Below are 20,195 nucleotides of genomic sequence, written 5' to 3' on the forward strand. Positions count from 1 at the left end.
AATCTAGAATGATAGACATAAATTTAGAAACATGCGTAGGTTGTGGCTTGTGTGAATCAGACTGCCTTGTAAATGCAATAAAAGTTAGAGAAAATAAAGCAAAGGTAAAAAATATCCTTTGCATTAATTGTGGTCACTGTATGGCAATTTGCCCAACAGACTCTATAGAAATGCAGGGATTTGATAAGAGTGAAGTATTAGAATACAATCATGAGACTTTTGACTTAGAATCTGAAAACTTAATGAATTTCATAAAATTTAGAAGAAGTATAAGAGACTACAAAGACATAGAAGTAGAAGAAGAAAAAATAAGAAATATAGTAGAAGCTGGTAGATATACGCCAACAGGTGGAAATAGACAGCCTCTAAGATACATATTGGTAAAAGATAAATTAAAAGAAGTAAAAGAATTGGCAATAGAAGGGCTTTACAATATGGCACTAAATACTGATGATGAAGACCCTGTTCGTTCTATATACAAAAACACATTTAAGAGAATGTATAAAGGATATAAAGAAAAGGGAATTGATTCTTTATTTTACGATGCACCATTACTTATGGTAGTTGTTGGTGATATTTCTTTAGGTGGAAGTGTATATGTAGATGGAGGATTAGCTGCATCTAATATGGAGCTTATGGCTTATTCGCAAGGATTAGGAATGTGTTACAATGGATTCTTTGTTATGGCATCAAATATAGAGCCAAAGATAAAAGAGTTATTAGGAATGAATGATAATGAGGCAGTTATAACTTCATTTATATTAGGTTATCCAAATGTAAAATATAAAAGAACTGTAAATAGAAATGATGCTAAACTTGATATAATATAAATTAAAAATAATATTATATATCAAATTAAGATAAATAATTTGCTAATATATCAAATTTATTGTAAAGGCAAGTTAAATGGAGTATAATCAAATTATATTATGTATGAATGAGGATATTAAATTTTTTACGAAATTTTATGTCCTTTTTTATACTAACTTATATTTTAAAACCCAGAAAATTATACAGTGTATACACTGTAAATATTATTATATGGAGGAAGCGGTAGTGAATTTGAAAAAGTTATTTTCTTTAACTTTTATAATTGTGTCCATATTCACTTTTTGTATATTTCCTTTTGATATTAATGCCATGAATAATGATAATCGTACTATACGTGTTGCTTATCCTATTCAAGAAGGTCTAAATGAAGTAGATGAACAAGGTAGATACTCTGGATATAACTATGAATACTTACAAGAAATTGCTCAGTATACTGGATGGAATTATGAGTTTGTTCGGGTTGGAGGAGATACAAACACTTCTCTTCTTAAATCTATGGAGATGTTAGAAAAAGGCGAAGTTGACTTAATGGGTGGAATGTTATACGATGAACAATTAGAGAAAATATATGATTATGCAGGTTCTAGTTATGGGACTGTAAATACAGTATTACAAGTGCTTAAAGACAATGTAGATATTGACAGTGTGAGTTCACAAGTTACAAAGACCATGCGTATTGCAGTGCCAGAGAATGGAATTAATAAGATTAAAGAATTAGATAGATATTGTGAAATGAATCAAATATCTCCTGAATTGGTGCCTTGTAAAACAGGAGAAGAACAGTTACAGGCATTAAAGGATGGAAAGGCAGATGCAATGCTTAATGTCAGTATGAATCATATAGATGGTGTTCGAACTATAGCTAAATTTTCTCCTAAACCATTCTATTTTATTACATATAAAGGCAATAAAGAATTATCTCAACAACTCAACTCAGCAATCTCTAATATTGAGCAAACAGACCCATATTTTTCACAGACATTATATGAGAAATATTTTACACCAGAAAATAAAGAGTTAGTTTTATCCAATAAGGAATCTGAATATATAAAAAATATAGAAACTTTGCAAGTAGGAGTTTTACTAAAAAATCCACCATTTCAATATGCAGATGATAAAACAGGTAAATTAAAGGGAATTTCAATAGACTTACTTAATTATATCTCAGATAAAACTGGCTTAAAGTTTGATATGATACCTGTGAAATCTCAGAAAGAATTGGACAATATGATAAAAGATTCTAAGATTGATATTGTAGCTGGTATGTCTTATGATTATGAAAGGGCACGTGAACGTCATGTAGCCATGACTCGCCCATTTATTTCTACACAGTATATTATGATGATTAATAATAAAATTAATGAAGATAGTCTAGAAAATAAACGTTTAGCTCTTACAAAAGATACTTCTTATAAAGAATATTCATCTAATAATATTATTTGGTATGATACATTAGAGGAGTGTATTGAAGCTGTAAATAGTGGAAGAGCCGATTATACATATGGTGAAGGATATGCTATACAGTATTATGTCAATCAACCCAAGTATAAGTATGTTCGTCTAATTCAACAAAACTATGAACCACATCGTTTTTGTTTTGGTGTAGCTAAACAGAACAAACAGGAATTATATAGTATATTAAATAAGGCTATTAATAGTATGCCTACTGAAAACATGCAATCAATTATTTATAAGAATACTACATATATATCAAATTTTTCTCTAATTCATATTATGCAGGAAAATCCAATTCAAACTATTCTTATAGTCTCTAGTATATCATTATGTATTATTATAATTATGGCTTGGAGTCTTCGTACTCGTACAAGTATGAATCAGAGAATTTCTTTAGAACTTAAAAAACATACTGAAGTATATGAGATGGCAAGTGAGTATTTCTTTGAATATGATTATCAAGCAGATAAAATTACGATTGCTATGCAAGAAAATGGAGTTAATGTCTTTAATGGTTTAAGTCATAGTAAAGATGAATATGAAAATGAAATTGAAAAAGAGTATAGGGAACAATTTTTTAAGTTGATTAGGGAACAAGAAAATGGTTCAACAGAAATGTATTGTGTTTGTCCTGATGGAGAGTTTCATTGGGTTAGAATTACATCAAAGATAATTCATAATGAAAAGAATGTTCCTGTGTATTCAATAGGCAAATTACATAATATTGATTGTGAAAAAGAGGAAAAAATGAGGTTGTTAGATAAAGCGCAAAGAGATAGTTTAACAAATATTTTTAATGCTGCTTCTATAAGGGATATGGCTACAAAAAGTTTAGATGATTTATCTCATAATGAAAGGGGAGCTTTACTTATCTTAGATATTGACTATTTTAAAGATATAAATGATACTTATGGTCATCTTGTTGGAGATAAGATGCTGATTGCAGTTGCAAATATTCTTGTTAAATGTTTTGATGAATGTGACATAGTAGGTCGCCTAGGGGGTGACGAATTTAGCATATATGTTAAAAATGTAAAGGATACAGAAAGTCTTATAGAAAAGTGTAATATTTTATATGATAAAATCCATGGCATTAAATTACCAAATGGCAATAGTATATCTGTAAGTATGGGCGGTGTAATATCAAAGCAAGGACAGACATATGATGAGATATACAAAATGGCAGATGATGCACTTTATAATTCGAAGAAGCAGGGTAGAAATCGATTTAAAATTACTGAATAGGAAAATTTTTTATATACATTTTATATAATCTATATAATGAAAGAACATATAAGTATGTGTTTACCAGAAAATGAATGGAGTTAATCTACATATGTACAAGATATTAAGTAGTATAATTTAATATCTTGATTGTAGAGAATTACATAAGTTTAAAGAAAAAAAAATCTATCAAATAAAAATATATAGTAAAATAATAAAGCCTAATGACAAATATAAAAATGCATCATTAGGCTTTATTCCTATAAACTTTTATAATGTTAATTTATAGACTAAGTGTAATATAGATTTATTTATAATCTATAATTGTATCCAAGACTCAATCCAAATAAACTTTAGATTTAATATTGGTTCATAGATTTTAATATTTCTATAACATAATCCCAAACATTAGCTATAGAAGGGATACTAACATGTTCATTTGGAGTATGAACATCAAACATATCTGGTCCTATAGATATAGCTTCAGCATGAGGAAGTTTATCAAGTAATAATCCACACTCAAGACCAGCATGTAGAGCCATAACAGTAGGAACTTTACCAGTTAATTTTTCATAAGTTTCACTACATATTTTTTCTAATTTAGAACCTTTTTTGAACTCCCAAGCTGGATATTGAGAAGTAAGACCATAATCAGCACCTAAAGCTTGAGCTAAAAGTCTTATTCTATCAGCTATCTCATCTCTAATAGACATAACAGAACTTCTAACAGAAGTTAAGAATTCAATAGTAGATTCTTTAGTTTCAATTATAGCGAAGTTAGTAGAACTTTCAACTAATCCTTCTATATCAAGGCTTACAGATTGAACACCATGAGGAGTTAAGCTTGACATTTGAACAACTTTTTCTTTACAATCTTTAGCAAGAACTTTTTCTACAGAAGTTTCAGCTATTGAATAAGTCATACCAGGGTCAGAAGTAGTGAACTCATGTTTAAATGCAGTTAAAATTTCATTTATTTGTTTTTTAGCAACTTCAACATCAGCTTTATTAACAGCTATTACACACTTAGCTTCACGAGGTATAGCATTGTGCTTAGTTCCACCATCAACTGAAGCTAAATCATAGTCAACATCTAATACGCTTAATACTCTAGCTATTGCTTTATTAGCATTTGCTCTTTGTAAAACAATTTCCATACCAGAGTGTCCACCTAATAGTCCAGTAACTTCAACTAATAAACCTTGCTTGTCAGCTTCAACTTCTTTGTATTCAACAGGTAAACTAACAACACAAGTTTTACCACCAGCACAACTAACTAATAAGTATCCTTCCTCCTCGGAGTCCATATTTAGGATATATTGACCTTTAATTAAGCTAGGGTCTAATGCATCAGCACCATTCATACCATCTTCTTCATTAACAGTAACTAAAACTTCTAATGCTGGATGCTCTAAAGTGTTGTCTTCTAATATAGCCATACCCATAGCAACAGCTATACCATTGTCAGCTCCTAAAGTAGTTCCAGTAGCATATATCATGTCACCATCGATTCTTAATTTTATAGGGTCTTTAAGAAAATCATGTTCAACATTCTTTTCTTTTTCACAAACCATGTCCATGTGTCCTTGAAGAACTACGCCTGGACAATTCTCATATCCTTTTGTAGCAGGCTTTCTTATTATTATGTTTAAGCTTTCATCTTGAATAGTTTCAAGACCTAAATCTTTACCAAAGTTAAGTAAATAATCACTTATACCTTTTTCATTTCCAGAACCTCTAGGAATTTGAGATATTTTCTCAAAGTTTTTAAAAACATTTTCTGGTTTTAATCCTTCTAATACGTTTCCCATGACTTATGTTCCTCCTTAGTTTATCTATATAAGTAGCTATTCTTTAAAAACATGCTAAAACAAACTACTTTAAAAATATTAAAGAAGATTTTTTAACAGATTATATTACAAATAAAGCATGTTTATGTATAATATATAGATAGCTACATACATAGTATAATACAAAATATGTGTAAAATATATCTAAAAGAGAAAAAATATAATAATTTTAGAAATGAAAAAGAAATAAAACTTGCAGTTTTTATTGGAAATGCTTGAAAACATACATTTTTAAAATTAAATAAAAAAGTTAAAATATCGAGGATGGTGAATATAGAAAATGAATGAGAAATCGTTAAGAGTTCTAGAATACAATAAAATAATAGACTTATTAAAGAAGAAAGCCTCATCTTCTTTAGGTCTAAAATATATAGAAAGTTTAGTCCCAAATACTGATTTTATAGAAGTAAAATCTATGCTAGAAGAAACTAGTGAAGCTCAATCAATTATTATAAAGAGAGGTTCAGTAGGTTTGGAAGGTATCCATGATATAGAAGACAAGGTAAAGAGAGCGTATATAGGAGCATCTCTTGACCCAGGAAGTCTAATTATGATAGCAGATACTCTAAGAGTAGCTAGGAGATTGAAAAATAGTCTATCTAGCAGTGATGAAGAAGATTTCAATTATCCAATAATACAATCTCTATCAAATTCTCTATATGTGTATAAAGACATAGAAGACCAGATATACAATGCGATAATTAGTGAAGTAGAGATATCTGACAATGCCTCAAGTACACTTAGAGATATCAGAAGAAGAATATCTCAGAAAAATCAATCCATTAGGTCGAAACTAAATTCAATAATAAGTTCAACTACTTATCAAAAATACTTACAAGATGCCATAATTTCTCTAAGAGGTGATAGATTTGTAGTGCCTGTAAAAGCTGAATATAGGTCGCAAGTTGCTGGTATAGTACATGACCAGTCATCTTCTGGTGCGACACTTTTTATAGAGCCAATGACTATAGTAGAAATGAACAATGAATTGAGACAGTTGAAATTAGGAGAACAAGAAGAGATAGAAAGAATTTTATCGGAGCTTTCTGCTATGGTTGGAGAAGTGAGTGAACACTTAATTTCTAATCAGGAGATACTAGGAAGATTGGATTTTGCATTTTCAAAAGGAAAACTTTCGATACAAATGAGAGGTATAGAACCAACTTTAAATGAGGATAAATATTTAAATATAAAAAATGGAAGACATCCTTTGTTAGATAAGAAAAAAGTAGTAGCAAATACAATTTATTTAGGAAGAGACTTCCATACATTAGTAATAACAGGTCCAAACACAGGTGGTAAGACTGTTACAATAAAAACTGTGGGTCTATTTGCACTTATGACACAAAGTGGACTTCATATACCTGCTGATTATGGAAGTAGTATGTGTGTATATGATAATGTATTTGCAGATATAGGAGATGAACAAAGTATTGAGCAGAGTCTATCGACATTTTCATCTCATATGACGAATATAGTATCAATACTACAAAACGTAACAGCAGACTCTTTAGTTATATTTGACGAATTAGGAGCAGGGACAGACCCTGTTGAAGGAGCTGCCCTTGCAATAGCAGTATTAGAAGATATAAATTCTGTAGGAGCTAAATGTATAGCAACTACTCACTATAGTGAGCTTAAAAACTATGCTCTTACTAAATCTGGTGTAGAAAATGCAGCAGTTGAATTTGATATAGAAACATTAAGTCCAACATATAAACTACTTATAGGTGTTCCAGGAAAATCGAATGCTTTTGAGATTTCTAGAAAACTTGGACTAAGTGACTATGTAATTTCACGTGCTAAAGAATATATAAATACAGATAACATAGCTTTAGAAGATGTACTACAGAATGTTGAAAAGAATAGAATCAAAGCAGTAGAAGACAGAGAAGAAGCGGAAAGATTAAAAGAAGAGATTGAAAGACTAAAGGTAGAATATGATGAAAAGCTTGAAAAATTGATTAGCCAAAGAGATAAGATGGTTGAAAAAGCTAAGTCAGAAGCGTTTTCAATTATAAGACAAGCTAAAGAAGAAGTAGATATTATAATAAAGGAACTTAGAAATCTTGAACAGGAAAGAGCTTCAAAAGAAAAGAATCGTAAGATAGAAGAACTTAGAAAAGAATTGACTAGTTCTATGGGAAGTCTTCAACCAACAGTAAAAAGCATGATAGTTCCAAAGGTTTCAAATAAAGAGATAAAAGACCTAAAGCCAGGCGAAGAAGTCAAGGTAATAACTCTAAACCAAAATGGTAGTGTAGTGTCAGTGGATAAAAAGAGAAAAGAAGCAGTAGTGCAAATTGGTATAATGAAGATGACCCTACCTTTTAAATCTTTACAAAAAACTCGCAAGGATGTTTCAACAAATGTAACTAAATCAACAAGAAATATAATAAGGTCAAAATCTGGTAATATAAAAAATGAAGTTGACCTTAGAGGATTAAATCTAGAAGAAGCTATAATGGAAGTTGAAAAATATCTTGACGATGCATATGTGGCAGGATTGGAATCTGTAACAGTAATACATGGAATTGGTACAGGAGTACTAAAAGCAGGACTACAAGATGTATTAAGAAGGAATAGACATGTAAAATCACAAAGAGGTGGTCAATATGGAGAAGGTGGAGCAGGAGTAACAATTGTTAAACTAAAATAATTTGTATGGGAGCACATTTTTATGATATTAGTATCTGCATGTTTAATAGGAATAAATTGTAAATATAGTGGCGATAATAATGAAAATGAAAAAGTTAAGGAATATTTAAAAGACAAAGAATTTACACTTGTATGCCCAGAACAGTTAGGTGGTCTATCTACACCAAGACCACCTGCTGAAATAGTCGATAATAAGGTAATTACCAAAGATAATAAGGATGTGACAGAAAACTTCGTAAAGGGTGCTAAAGAGACCTTAAAAATAGCAAAATTATATGTATGTAGCGAAGCAATATTAAAAGAAGGTAGTCCATCTTGTGGGTGTAATTTAATTTATGATGGAAGTTTTTCTGGTAAAAAAATTTCAGGAAAAGGTGTCACAGCAAAACTACTTGAGGAAGAAGGCATAAAAGTTAAAAGTGAAAAAGATTTGTAGAAAACCAATACAGGAATAAAAAATTGCATGTAAAAATAGTATTTTTAATGTAAGCAGAATTTGTATAAAAGGTACAATTTTTAAAGTACTTTATCACATAATGAAATACTTGAAAAAACACGAAATTTGATTTAACATAAAGAGATAAGCACAATATAAACCAGGTACAATGTAGAGAGGAGCAACAAGATGCAAGATTTCAAGGTAGCAATATCAAATTGCCTTAAAGAAAAAATAGAAGATTTATCGAAAGAAGAGATAGAGGCACTTATAGAAGTTCCACCAAACAAGGACATGGGTGACTATGCTTTTCCATGCTTTAAATTAGCTAAAGTGTTTAGAAAAGCTCCAAACATGATAGCAAATGAATTGGCAGAAAGTATAGAGCCAAGTGGAGAGATAACAAAGGTGATACAATTAGGCGGATATGTAAACTTTTTTGTAAATAAGTCTCAATTGGCAGAAACTGTAATCAAAAAAGTATTAGAGGAAAAAGAAAATTATGGTCATAGTGATTTTGGTAAAGATAAAACTGTAATAGTTGAGTATTCTTCTCCAAATATAGCAAAACCTTTCCATATAGGACATATAAGAACTACAGTGATAGGTAACGCCCTATATAAGATATATGACTCACAAGGATACAAGACTATAAGAATAAATCATTTAGGTGACTATGGAACTCAATTTGGTAAGTTAATAGTGGCCTTTAAAAAGTGGGGAGAAAAGGAAGTAGTAGAATCTAATCCAATTCCAGAATTACTAAAATTATATGTAAGATTCCACGATGAAGCTGAACAATATCCAGAAATGGAAGATGAAGCAAGAGCGTGGTTTACTAAATTAGAAAATGGCGATGAAGAAGCAAAAGAATTATGGCAATGGTTTAGAGATGAGAGTTTAAAAGAATTTAACAGAGTGTATAAACTTTTAGATATAGAATTTGATTCTTTGGCAGGGGAAAGTTTCTATTCTGATAAGATGGGTAAAGTTATTGAGTTATTAGAAGAGAAAAATCTTCTAATAGAGTCTAAAGGTGCAAAGATTGTTGATTTAGAAGAATATAAAATGCCACCAGCACTTATTACTAAGAATGATGGTTCAACATTATATATGACAAGAGATTTAGCTGCTGCAATATATAGAAAAGAAACTTATAATTTTGACAAGTGTATATATGTAGTTGGTTCTCAACAAAACTTACATTTCCAACAATGGTTTAAAGTAATTGAGCTTATGGGATACGATTGGGCAAAAGATTTAGTTCATGTTGGGTTTGGTATGGTGGCTCTTGAAGAAGGGACTATGTCAACTAGAAAAGGAAGAGTAGTATTTTTAGAAGATGCTTTAAATCAAGCTATAGATAAGACTAAGGATATTATATTAGCTAAAAATCCAAATGCCAAAAATGTAGATGAAATATCTAAACAAGTAGGTGTTGGTGCAGTAGTATTCCAAGAATTGTCTAATAGTAGAATTAAAGATTACACATTCTCATGGGAAAGAACATTGAGCTTTGATGGTGAGACTGGACCATATGTTCAATATACGCATGCTAGATGTTGTTCAGTTTTAAGAAAAGCAGAAGAAGAAATAACTTCTGATATAGATTATAGTCTGTTAGCTGATGAAGATAGTGCAGAAGTTCTTAGAGTTATAGAATCATTTAATAAAAATATTTTACTTGCTCTAAAGAAAAATGAACCACATATAGTGACTAGATTTATGTTAGATTTGGCTCAAGCGTTTAATAAATTTTATCATGACAATCCAATTTTAGTAGAAAATTTGGAAATTAGAAAAGCTAGACTTGCATTAGTTCTAGCTACAAAACAAACTTTGGAAAATTCTCTGAAACTGTTGGGAATGCACGCTCCAGAAAGAATGTAATACGATAAAATGTTGAAATAAAAAGAATAAAATTGAACTTAGTACGCAATTTGTATAACTGTAAAATATAGGGATGTCGAAAACTGATGCTTTACATATAAAAAAGTAGTATCGTATAATAATATATAGATAGTAGATTACAATGATTTTTGTACACTACTATCCCCCTATATATGACAGCTTCTTAAACGGGCTGTCTCTTTTTTTTTAATAGCAAGATATTTAGATTCAATTTTTTAGAAAGGATATATTTATGAATGATGAATTACTAAAAAAAGTCTATACATCTTCTTTTAGTAGTGCAAGTAGGGCTCTTAAAGATTTAATTATAATAAATACGAAATCCTTAATAGATGATAAAACACAAAGATGTGTATATATAGACGAAAATAGACTGAGAGATGAACTTATTTACTATAGATTTTATGGAGAGAAAATAGGGAATATTAATTTTTTAAATATTTTATTACCATTAATTTTATCAAATACTAATATCCAAAAAAGTGAAGACGAGGTTGTTAGACTAATAAAAAGATATGTGAGTTATTTTAAAAAAGAAGAATCTTTATTTGATTATTTATTAGGTTCTGTAGCGTATAATTCTGTTATGCACAATCTTATAAATAATAGCAAAATAGAATATGTCGAATTACTACAGAGTATCAAAGACAAGATAATAGGATTTTCTATAGAATTAGACAAATCAGATATTGTAAAGTTTCAGATGGCAAGGATTAAAGCAATACAATTAATTGATAAATATATTGATTCAAAGTTTGAAGAGTATGATGAAGAAAGTGTTCTATTAAACGTGTTAAACGTCTTATACGATGTATATATGGAAGATAGGATTGTAGAAAATGAAGGAATTAAGAGCATAAAAAAATCTATATTATCCATTTTGGGTGAAGATAGTGAATTAAATGAAGATAATATAGATTTTATTTTTTCTATGTCAGAATATGTTGTTAAATTGAGAAAATATAAAATTGGAGTCAAGGCATACAATAAAAAAATAGACCCAAGAAGTTTTATAAGACTTGAAGAAGGGAATACTTTAATAGACCCCATATTTAATCAAATAACAGTTATATCAAAAACTTTTAATGATAACATATTAAGCATAAAAATAAATTCTAAATCAGGTATTCATATATTGAAATTTAAAAAAGTTTAGGCTATCAGAGTGTGCTATTTTTCTCTAGATAATCCAAAAAATCTTTTTCCTTAGTGTCAGTTAAAAAACATAATTCCTTTACAATATTATTTCTAAGGTCGATGAAATCACTAATTTGAGTATTTTCATTAGTGTATTCAAGAGACTTTATAATAAGTAGTAGATCTCTTTTTGATAAAGAGTTGATAGATACTTTTTCAATTAATTCCATAAAAAACTTCCTTTCCTCACATTACTTGAAATTAATAAATTAATTATATAGATATTATTAAAACTTTACATATACTATTCTAACCTATAAGGGGTACAAAAAGACAGTATAATATTAAAAAGAGGTGAGAAATATTTGAAAATTTTATTAACAACATTAAATTCTAAGTTTATTCATACAAATTTAGCTATAAGATACCTAAAAGAATTTGTAAGAGATTTGATAGAAGTTGATATGAAAGAATATACGATAAATAATGATTTGGACTATATTTTGAAGGATATATACAAAAACGAGTATGATATAATATTATTCTCCACATATATTTGGAATGTGGGGGATATAGTTAAGCTTTGTGATAATCTAAAGAAAATTAGACCTAATACTAAAATAGCTTTGGGCGGACCAGAAGTTAGTTATGATAGTTATGAGGCAATGAAAAAGTACGATTTTGTGGATTATATACTTTATGGAGAAGGAGAATTAATTTTTAAAGACTTGGTACTTCATTTACAAGGCAAAAAAGACATAAATGATGTAAATGGACTTGTATATAGACAAGGCAATGAGATAATCGTGAATAAGCCAATGGAATTACTTCAAAACCTGGACGAGATTCCTAGTCCTTATGAAAATTTAAATCCAAAAGAATATGAAAATAGAATAGTGTATTATGAATCATCAAGAGGTTGTCCTTTTAACTGTCAGTACTGCTTATCATCCACTATTCCAGGTCTAAGATATTTTAGCTTAGATAGAATAAAGAGTGATTTAAAAGCTTTAATAGATGCAAGGGTATCACAGATAAAGTTTATTGATAGAACTTTTAATGCAAATAAAAAAGTGGCTATGGAAATTATGGATTTTCTTATGAAAAATGATAATGGATATACTACTTATCATTTTGAAGTTACAGCGTATTTGATAGATGATAAGATGCTTGAATTTTTAGCTGATTGTAAAGAAGGTCTTTTTCAGTTTGAAATAGGAGTGCAATCGACAAATGAAAAAACACTTGATGCAGTAGGTAGAAGGGATGATTTTAAAAAATTGTCTCATGTTGTTCAGACTGTAGCATCGTATAGAAATATACATCAGCACTTAGACTTAATTGCAGGGCTTCCTTATGAAGATTATAAGAGTTTTGAGAATTCCTTTAATGATGTATTTAATCTAGGTATAGAGCATCTACAATTAGGTTTTTTAAAGATGATTAAAGGTACAGGCATGAGAAAAGTTGCAGATGAACATGGTTTTAAATATAAAGATTATGCTCCATATGAATTTTTATATAATAATTATATAAGTTATGAGGAAACATTGAAGCTAAAGGATATAGAAGATATATTGGAGAGGTACTATAATTCTAAAAACTTTGTGTTGTCCATGAGATATATTATAGGCAGATTTTATAAACAAAGTCCTTTTAAATTCTTTGAGGCTTTTGCTAAGTATTTTGATGAAAATGGATATTTTGATTTGGCACAAGGAAAGAATCAGCTATATAAAATATTGATGGATTTTTATAATGAAAATATAAATATGGATAATGATGTATTCAATGATATATTAAAGTATGACTATATATCACTTGGTAAAACATCGAATATACCACAGTTTTTTAATAAGTTAGATGTGGATGATTTTAAGAATAGATGCCATGTATTTTTACAGGATAATGGTAATTTATCAACATATTTACCTAGTTTTGTTGATAAGCCAGCTAAACATATAATAAAATATGTTCATTTCGAGCCATTTAAATTCAATGTTGTTGATTTAAAAAGTGATATAAATATAGAAATAAGAGAAGAAAAAAATGTAGTCTTATTTGAATATGATGATAAAAAAGTATTTGAGAAATCTAAAACTCATAAAGTAGAGATTTAAATATTTAGGAGGGAAAAATGGATTTTAAAATAGAAAAATATTTGCTGAAAAAGGCAGAGGAACTAGCTTTTATTACTATAAAGCATGGTGGCGAGTTTAAATTAAAGAGCTATGATGTGCCAAAAGGTGGATTAGATGTACCTATAAAAAATGAGGTATTGGTAAAAGGAATAAAAGAAAAGACTGCTCAGGATAAGTTAAATTCAATGTCTATAGCAGATGCTATGATATATATAATTGGTATAGATAGTAAATTTAAAAACAATGGAGAATATGAAAAGTTCTTAAATGCTTTATCTGAAGATATTAATCTGGATTTAAAGGCATACATGGGATATATGTCAAGAAAATACTTTGAGATTGGGGAACATACAGATGCTTTAATATATATAAAAGCATTTATAACAATGTATCCAGATGATTTAGATGCCATGTATAATTATGCAATAGTTTGCCAAGAGATAGCAAAACAGTATCAAAAAGATATGGATGAGAAGGCAATGAATGCCTTTTTACTTGAAGCAATGGCCAAGCTTGAAAAGATAATTGATGTTGATGAGAGTTTTGCATTAGGTTATTACCATTTAGGTTACCATTACTATAATCAAGGTCAATATCTAAAGACTAAGCTAACTTGGGAAGATGCATTAAGACTTGGGCTAGATGCTGATTTGGTAGCTGAGATACAAGATAACTTAGGAAAGATGGACTTTAAAGTCCAGTATGAAGAAGGATATACGCTTGTATTCCAAGGTAAATTTAAAGAAGGATTAGAGAAACTACTGCCATTAGAAGAAGAACATATGGATTGGTGGAACTTGTTGTTCATGATAGCACTTGGATATAAGGGTATGGGCGAGATAGAACAGGCTGAGATGTATTTGGAGAAGATATTGATAATAAAGCCTAAGCAAGTGGATGCTATAGTGGAATTAGGGCTTTGTGAGGCTTATAAAAATAATTTAGATAAAGCAATAGAATATTTTGAACAAGCTGCTAAGATAAAGGAAGACCCAGAGATACTTTGTAATTTAGGGATGGCTTATTTAAATAATGGTGATATTGATGATGCAACTTATTATATAGAAAGAGCTTATGAATTGAATCCACAAGATGAGATTACAATTGCTTGTTTAAAAGAGCTTGGAATAAATAAGTAAGAATATTGTTAAGTTGTATTTGATTTTATTGGTTAGGCGGTATAACATTTATCATGTTATACCGTTTTTTATTTTTTACTTATTTTTCTTCAGATGTATTCAACGTGATAGAAGAAAAATCTTTTTGTATTTGAAGTAAAAATTTTTCTGATGCTTTTGAAAATATTTGATGTTTTTTCCATATAATATTTAATTTAGCTTCTAAAGGAGGATATAGAGGTCTAAAACAAAGATTACTATTTTCTGTAGTATTAACAAGTCTATCTAAACATAAAGCATAACCCAGCCCTTCTTCTACCATAAGAGAAGCATTATAAACTAAATTATATGTTGCAACAATATTTAGTTTTTCAGTACTATCTTCAAGCCATTTAGAGATTGCCTTATCAACTAGTGTTTGTCTTGAAATAATAAGTGGTATATTACATAAATCTTTTGGATTTATCGCATTTTGTGAGGCAAGGACACTGTCTTTACGCATTAGTAAGCCCCAAACATCAGTAGCAGGGATTTGTATGTAATCATACTTCTGTATATTTGCAGGTTCAATTAAAATACCAAAATCAAGAAGTCCTTTGTCTAATTTTTCAGTTACATCATCAGCATTTCCACTAAAAAGGTGGTATCTTACATTAGGGTATTTTTTATGAAAATGATATGCAGTTCTAGCTATAAGTCGCATAGCCTCAGTTTCTCCACCACCTATATATATATCACCACTAATAATTTCATTGGGATTATCAAATTCCAATTCTACCTTATCAACTAATGATATAATTTCCTCTGCTCTTTTATGTAAAAGCCTACCTTCATTTGTTAAGGAAACTTTTCTATTTCCTCTAACCAATAATTTAACTCCCAACTCTTCTTCAAGTTCTATAATCTGTCTAGAAAGTGTTGGTTGTGTTATATGTAAAAAGGTTGCTGCACCAGATATACTTTCCTCTCTTGCGATTGCTAAAAAATATCTTAATACTCTTAATTCCATAGTTAATCATCCTTTACTAACTTATTTATTATATAATTATATCAATTTTTATGCTTTTTAAGTATATGTAAGTATTTAATATAGGTATTTGATATAAAAAAATTAGTATATTACACTAAAAGTAGTAATCATATTACTTATAAAATTAATTAAGCTAATTTTTATTAAAATGTTATTTAGAAAATACAAATAAACTAAAATGTATATTGAAAGGATGTATAAAATGAATATCAATGAATTTTTAAAGCATGTGAATCAAAGAAAACCTGTTTCTAGTGAATCAGAAATACATGAATTTATGGTTAAGTTAAGTAATGAGGCAATGAAAATCACAAGCAGGCTAAATTCCTCTTATCATGAACCAGAAGAAGTGCGTAGTTTATTTTCTGAGTTGATTGGAAAGAAAGTAGATGAATCATTTTTTATGTTTCCACCATTTTATACAGATTGTGGAAAGAATATTACTATAGGAAAAAATGTTTTTATAAACAGCAGTTGTCATTTTCAAGACCAAGGAGGTATTGAGATTGGAGATAATACTCAAATTGGGCATAATGTGGTATTGGCTACACTTAACCATGGTATTATGCCAGATAAACGCAGTACAACCTATCCTTCTCCAATCATAATAGGAAAAAATGTATGGATTGGTGCTAATGTAACTATTGTTTCAGGAGTCACTATTGGCGATAATGCAATTATCGCTGCTGGAGCAGTTGTAACCAAAAATGTTGCAGAAAATACTATTGTAGGTGGTGTTCCTGCAAAGCTTTTAAGAGTTATTGATTAAATCCCAGAATAAAATATTAAACTATTATTTAGTTATACAAATTTTTTATAACATAAAAAATAAATTGAGAAAAGGTATAGCAAATATGGTATTATTTAGTTAAATATATATAAGGGAGGGGTTACTTTTGATAAAAAAATTAGATGATATTTTAGAGCAACTTAAGGGAGGAGAGAAAATAGTACTTTCTGTAGCAGCAGCTCATGACAAAGAGGTTTTGATGGCAATAAAGGATGCTGTAGAAAGAAATATAATTACTCCTATATTAGTTGGAAATGAAGAAAAGATAAGAGATATATCAAAAGAAATAGGATTTGATTTAAATGGTATCAAAATAGTGGATAAGGATGATATCAAAGATTGTGCAGAAATAGCAGTTAAACTAGTATCAAGTAAAGAAGCTGATTTTGTAATGAAAGGATTATTAGATACATCAGTTATCTTAAAAGAAGTGTTAAATAAAGACTATGGTCTTAGAACTGATAGTTTATTAAGTCATGTAATGGTATATGAGCTAGAAAGATACCATAAATTACTTATAACTACAGATGGAGGTATGAACATAGCTCCTGATTATGAGCAAAAGGCAAAAATATTAAAAAATTCAATAAAGGCTGCAAAAGCTTTAGGTATGGAAACTGTAAAAGTTGCATGCTTAGCAGCTAAAGAAAAAGTAAATCCTAAGATGCAAGCAACTGTAGATGCAGATATGCTAGCAAAAGCTTGTAAAGAAGGAGAGTTTGGAGACAATGTAATCGTAGAAGGACCTTTAGCTTTTGATTTAGCTGTTTCAAAAGAAGCTAGTGAAATAAAAGGATTTAAGAGTGACGTATCTGGTGATGTAGATATTATGTTGGTTCCAACAATTGAGGTTGGTAATGGAATAGGGAAAGCCTTTACATATATGGCGGACTCTAAATCAGCAGGTATAATTATGGGTGCAAAAGCTCCTATAGTTTTAGTATCAAGAGCCGATTCACATGAATCTAAATTGTATTCTATTGCATATGGTGCTATTGTGGCTAAGAGTATGAAATAAAATCAAGAGTATGAAATAAATGAATAAAAATAGAAAAAACAGTCAAAATGTCTAAATTAATGCAATATTAAAAAAATTTTATATAAAAAATAATTATGGCTTCAAATGAATATATACAAATGTTCAATTTGAAGCTATAATTAATATTAAAGTAGGAAAAATAAAAAAATTCAAAAAAATTAGTCCAAAAAATGCTATTCTAAGAAATTTTTACTAATTAAGTTTAGGGAGTAAAAATCTGTAACAAGTCTAAAAGTAATGAAAAATAATAAATACACAATCAACATATAAAAACGAAAAAATGACTAGAAATAATTCAAACTTGATTTAAAAAAAATCAAAACATAATTTAATTAAACTAAAGTATCAAAAAATAGGTTTAAGTATTAAAAAATAGCCAAAAACAGTAAGTAAAATTAACTTAAATTAGGTACCAAAAATTAAATTTTTATGTATTATCTAATTTTGTTAAAAAAATATTTAAATCTAAAGCAAAGTGTTGGAAATTAGTATATAATCAACTTAGAAAGCATTTATTTTATTATTTTATGACATGAAGTCAGTCACCTGGGGGATTTTAAAAATCAAAAAAAGGGGATAGGAATATGGATGAAAAAATGTTAACAATTGATTTAAACAGCCAGAAGATGATAGCAAAAGCTAGAGAAGAAGGCGTAGAAACAATGTATGATAGAAAAGAAGGCTTCAAGGCACAATGTGGTTTTGGTCTTCAAGGTGTTTGCTGTAGAATATGTGGAATGGGACCATGTAGAATAAGTCCTAAGACTCCAAGAGGGTTATGTGGAGCAGATGAACACACTATAGTAGGTAGAAACTTTGCAAGAATGGTTGCTGGTGGGACAGCTGCCCATTCAGACCATGCTAGAGATATTGCACATACATTAGCATTAGCTGATCCAAATGGAAACTATAAAATAAGAGATGAAGCTAAGTTAATAACTTTAGCTAAAGAATGGGATGTAGAGACAGAAGGTAGAGATATCTATGATGTAGCACATGAAGTGGCAGAAATTGCATTAATGGAGTTTGGGAAGCCTTTTGGAACATTAAGATTTATAAAAAATGCACCAGAACCAAGACAAAAAATATGGAAAGAATACGCTATAGAACCAAGAGCTATAGATAGAGAAATTGCAACAATAATGCACTCTACTCATATCGGATGTACTGGTGATATAGATAGTTTAATACACATGAGTCTTAGAACTTCTATGGCTGATGGTTGGGGAGGTTCTATGATAGGTACTCGTCTAAGCGATATCTTATTTGGAACTCCAGTGCCAAGAAGAACAGAGGCTAATTTAGCAGTATTAGAAGAAAATAAAGTTAATATAATATTACATGGACATGAGCCAGCATTATCTGAAATGATAGTTTTAGCTTCAGAAGAGCCAGACTTAGTAGCTTTAGCTAAAGAAGTTGGAGCTGATGGAATAAACTTAGCTGGTATGTGTTGTACAGGTAATGAGATTACAATGAGACATGGTGTAAGAATAGCAGGAGACTTCCATCAACAAGAACTTGCAATAATAACTGGAGCAGTAGAAGCTGTAATAGTTGACGTTCAATGTATATTCCCTGCATTAGCTAGAGTTGCAGATTGTTACCATACTAAATTTGTAACAACTTCTCCAAAAGCTAAAATAACAGGTTCAACTTATATTGAATTTAGAGAAGAACAAGCACTTGATGATGCTAAAGCAATAGTTAAAGAAGCTATTTTAAACTTTAAAAATAGAGATAAATCAAAAGTACTTATACCTGAATTAAAATCAGGGGCAACAGTTGGGTATAGTGTAGAAGCAGTAGTAAACCAATTAGATAGAGTTGTAAACTCTCATATAGACCCAGCAGGAACAGTTAAGCCATTAACAGACTGTTTAAAATCTGGAGTATTAAGAGGAGCAGCTGGTGTAGTTGGATGTAACAATGCTAAAGGAGTTTCAAATGAGGCTCACGTAACAATAATGAAAGAATTAATTAAAAATGACATAATAGTAGTTACTACAGGATGTGGTGCTTCAGCAGCAGCTAAATTTGGTTTAATGGAAACTGATGCAGCAGAAAAATATGCAGGTAAAGGTCTTGCAACTGTCTGTAAACTAGTAGGAATCCCACCAGTACTACATATGGGTTCTTGCGTTGATATAAGCCGTATATTAGATTTAGTTGGAGCAGCAGCTAATTACTTAGATATGGATATGTGTGACCTTCCAGTTGTAGGTATAGCTCCAGAGTGGATGTCAGAAAAAGCGGTTGCTATAGGATGTTATGTTGTAGCTTCTGGTATAGACACTTATTTAGGAATAATGCCTCCAATAACTGGTTCTTCAAGAACAGTAGACATATTAACTAGCGAATTAAAAGATAAAGTTGGAGCAACATTTACTGTAAATACTAATCCAAAAGAATTAGCAGCTACAATAATAGAAGATATAGAGAAAAAACGTGTTCACTTTGAAGCATTAGTTGAAGAAAAAATGGCAGAAAAGGCTGAAGCTTAAGAGAGATAGAAACCATAGAAAAAACGATTTTATAAGAAATTTTATGGATGAATAAAGTCAAATGTTAAGGC

At 29.7% G+C, this 20,195-nt stretch carries 14 protein-coding genes; 11 read left to right on the forward strand and 3 right to left on the reverse strand.

Features of this window, described 5'->3' with window-relative positions; all coding sequences use genetic code 11:
- Nucleotides 1-8: 8 nt before the first annotated feature.
- Both Q3223_RS09095 and Q3223_RS09100 read left to right on the forward strand, forming a co-directional pair.
- The gene (locus Q3223_RS09095; protein WP_054269239.1) at nucleotides 9-830 is read left to right on the forward strand and encodes a nitroreductase family protein; all 822 of its coding nucleotides are present in this window, start codon (nucleotides 9-11) and stop codon (nucleotides 828-830) included.
- Between the two features lie 226 nt (nucleotides 831-1,056).
- Complete coding sequence (locus Q3223_RS09100; protein WP_223152677.1) at nucleotides 1,057-3,531, forward strand: diguanylate cyclase domain-containing protein; 2,475 nt, start codon at nucleotides 1,057-1,059, stop codon at nucleotides 3,529-3,531.
- Nucleotides 3,532-3,869: 338 nt separating this feature from the next.
- Here Q3223_RS09100 and Q3223_RS09105 read toward each other — a convergent pair whose 3' ends face one another.
- Complete coding sequence (locus tag Q3223_RS09105) at nucleotides 3,870-5,321, reverse strand: aminoacyl-histidine dipeptidase (protein ID WP_167639765.1); 1,452 nt, start codon at nucleotides 5,319-5,321, stop codon at nucleotides 3,870-3,872.
- A 319-nt stretch (nucleotides 5,322-5,640) separates the two neighbouring features.
- On the opposite strand from Q3223_RS09105, the gene Q3223_RS09110 reads away from it, so the two are divergent.
- The 4 genes from Q3223_RS09110 to Q3223_RS09125 all read left to right on the forward strand — a co-directional run bounded on the left by Q3223_RS09110 (nucleotide 5,641) and on the right by Q3223_RS09125 (nucleotide 11,521).
- Nucleotides 5,641-8,019 (forward strand): endonuclease MutS2, encoded by a 2,379-nt coding sequence (locus Q3223_RS09110; protein WP_054269241.1) that lies wholly within the window; start codon nucleotides 5,641-5,643, stop codon nucleotides 8,017-8,019.
- A gap of 21 nt (nucleotides 8,020-8,040) precedes the next feature.
- Nucleotides 8,041-8,454, forward strand: a complete 414-nt coding sequence (locus Q3223_RS09115) for a DUF523 domain-containing protein (protein WP_054269242.1) — start codon at nucleotides 8,041-8,043, stop codon at nucleotides 8,452-8,454.
- 189 nt (nucleotides 8,455-8,643) lie between these two features.
- Nucleotides 8,644-10,344, forward strand: coding sequence for an arginine--tRNA ligase (argS, locus tag Q3223_RS09120; RefSeq protein WP_054269243.1), 1,701 nt, complete (start codon nucleotides 8,644-8,646; stop codon nucleotides 10,342-10,344).
- Nucleotides 10,345-10,597: 253 nt separating this feature from the next.
- Nucleotides 10,598-11,521: a hypothetical protein gene (locus tag Q3223_RS09125; RefSeq protein ID WP_054269244.1), complete on the forward strand. Its 924-nt coding sequence runs from the start codon at nucleotides 10,598-10,600 to the stop codon at nucleotides 11,519-11,521.
- A 4-nt stretch (nucleotides 11,522-11,525) separates the two neighbouring features.
- Here the strand turns inward: Q3223_RS09125 and Q3223_RS09130 are convergent, their stop codons facing one another.
- A complete protein-coding gene (locus tag Q3223_RS09130) occupies nucleotides 11,526-11,732 on the reverse strand; it encodes a hypothetical protein (protein ID WP_003418305.1) in 207 nt (68 codons plus the stop codon).
- Between the two features lie 135 nt (nucleotides 11,733-11,867).
- Between Q3223_RS09130 and Q3223_RS09135 the strand changes: the two genes are divergently transcribed.
- On the forward strand, nucleotides 11,868-13,622 hold the full coding sequence (locus Q3223_RS09135; RefSeq protein ID WP_074179174.1) for a B12-binding domain-containing radical SAM protein: 1,755 nt from the start codon (nucleotides 11,868-11,870) through the stop codon (nucleotides 13,620-13,622).
- Nucleotides 13,623-13,639: 17 nt separating this feature from the next.
- Nucleotides 13,640-14,782, forward strand: a complete 1,143-nt coding sequence (locus tag Q3223_RS09140) for a tetratricopeptide repeat protein (RefSeq protein ID WP_407811887.1) — start codon at nucleotides 13,640-13,642, stop codon at nucleotides 14,780-14,782.
- A 79-nt stretch (nucleotides 14,783-14,861) separates the two neighbouring features.
- Here the strand turns inward: Q3223_RS09140 and Q3223_RS09145 are convergent, their stop codons facing one another.
- Nucleotides 14,862-15,770 carry a LysR family transcriptional regulator gene (locus Q3223_RS09145; RefSeq protein ID WP_219673873.1) on the reverse strand — a complete coding sequence of 303 codons (909 nt, stop codon included), beginning with the start codon at nucleotides 15,768-15,770 and terminating at the stop codon, nucleotides 14,862-14,864.
- 223 nt (nucleotides 15,771-15,993) lie between these two features.
- On the opposite strand from Q3223_RS09145, the gene Q3223_RS09150 reads away from it, so the two are divergent.
- The 3 genes from Q3223_RS09150 (at nucleotide 15,994) to cooS (ending at nucleotide 20,124) form a co-directional block, all read left to right on the forward strand.
- Nucleotides 15,994-16,560, forward strand: a complete 567-nt coding sequence (locus tag Q3223_RS09150) for a DapH/DapD/GlmU-related protein (protein ID WP_054269248.1) — start codon at nucleotides 15,994-15,996, stop codon at nucleotides 16,558-16,560.
- Nucleotides 16,561-16,687: 127 nt separating this feature from the next.
- Complete coding sequence (locus Q3223_RS09155) at nucleotides 16,688-17,599, forward strand: bifunctional enoyl-CoA hydratase/phosphate acetyltransferase (RefSeq protein WP_284181697.1); 912 nt, start codon at nucleotides 16,688-16,690, stop codon at nucleotides 17,597-17,599.
- A 605-nt stretch (nucleotides 17,600-18,204) separates the two neighbouring features.
- On the forward strand, nucleotides 18,205-20,124 hold the full coding sequence (cooS, locus tag Q3223_RS09160) for an anaerobic carbon-monoxide dehydrogenase catalytic subunit (protein WP_054269250.1): 1,920 nt from the start codon (nucleotides 18,205-18,207) through the stop codon (nucleotides 20,122-20,124).
- The last annotated feature ends 71 nt before the right edge of the window (nucleotides 20,125-20,195 follow it).

The organism is Clostridioides sp. GD02367 (assembly GCF_045900275.1).
Taxonomy (GTDB): Bacteria; Bacillota; Clostridia; order Peptostreptococcales; family Peptostreptococcaceae; genus Clostridioides; species Clostridioides difficile_A.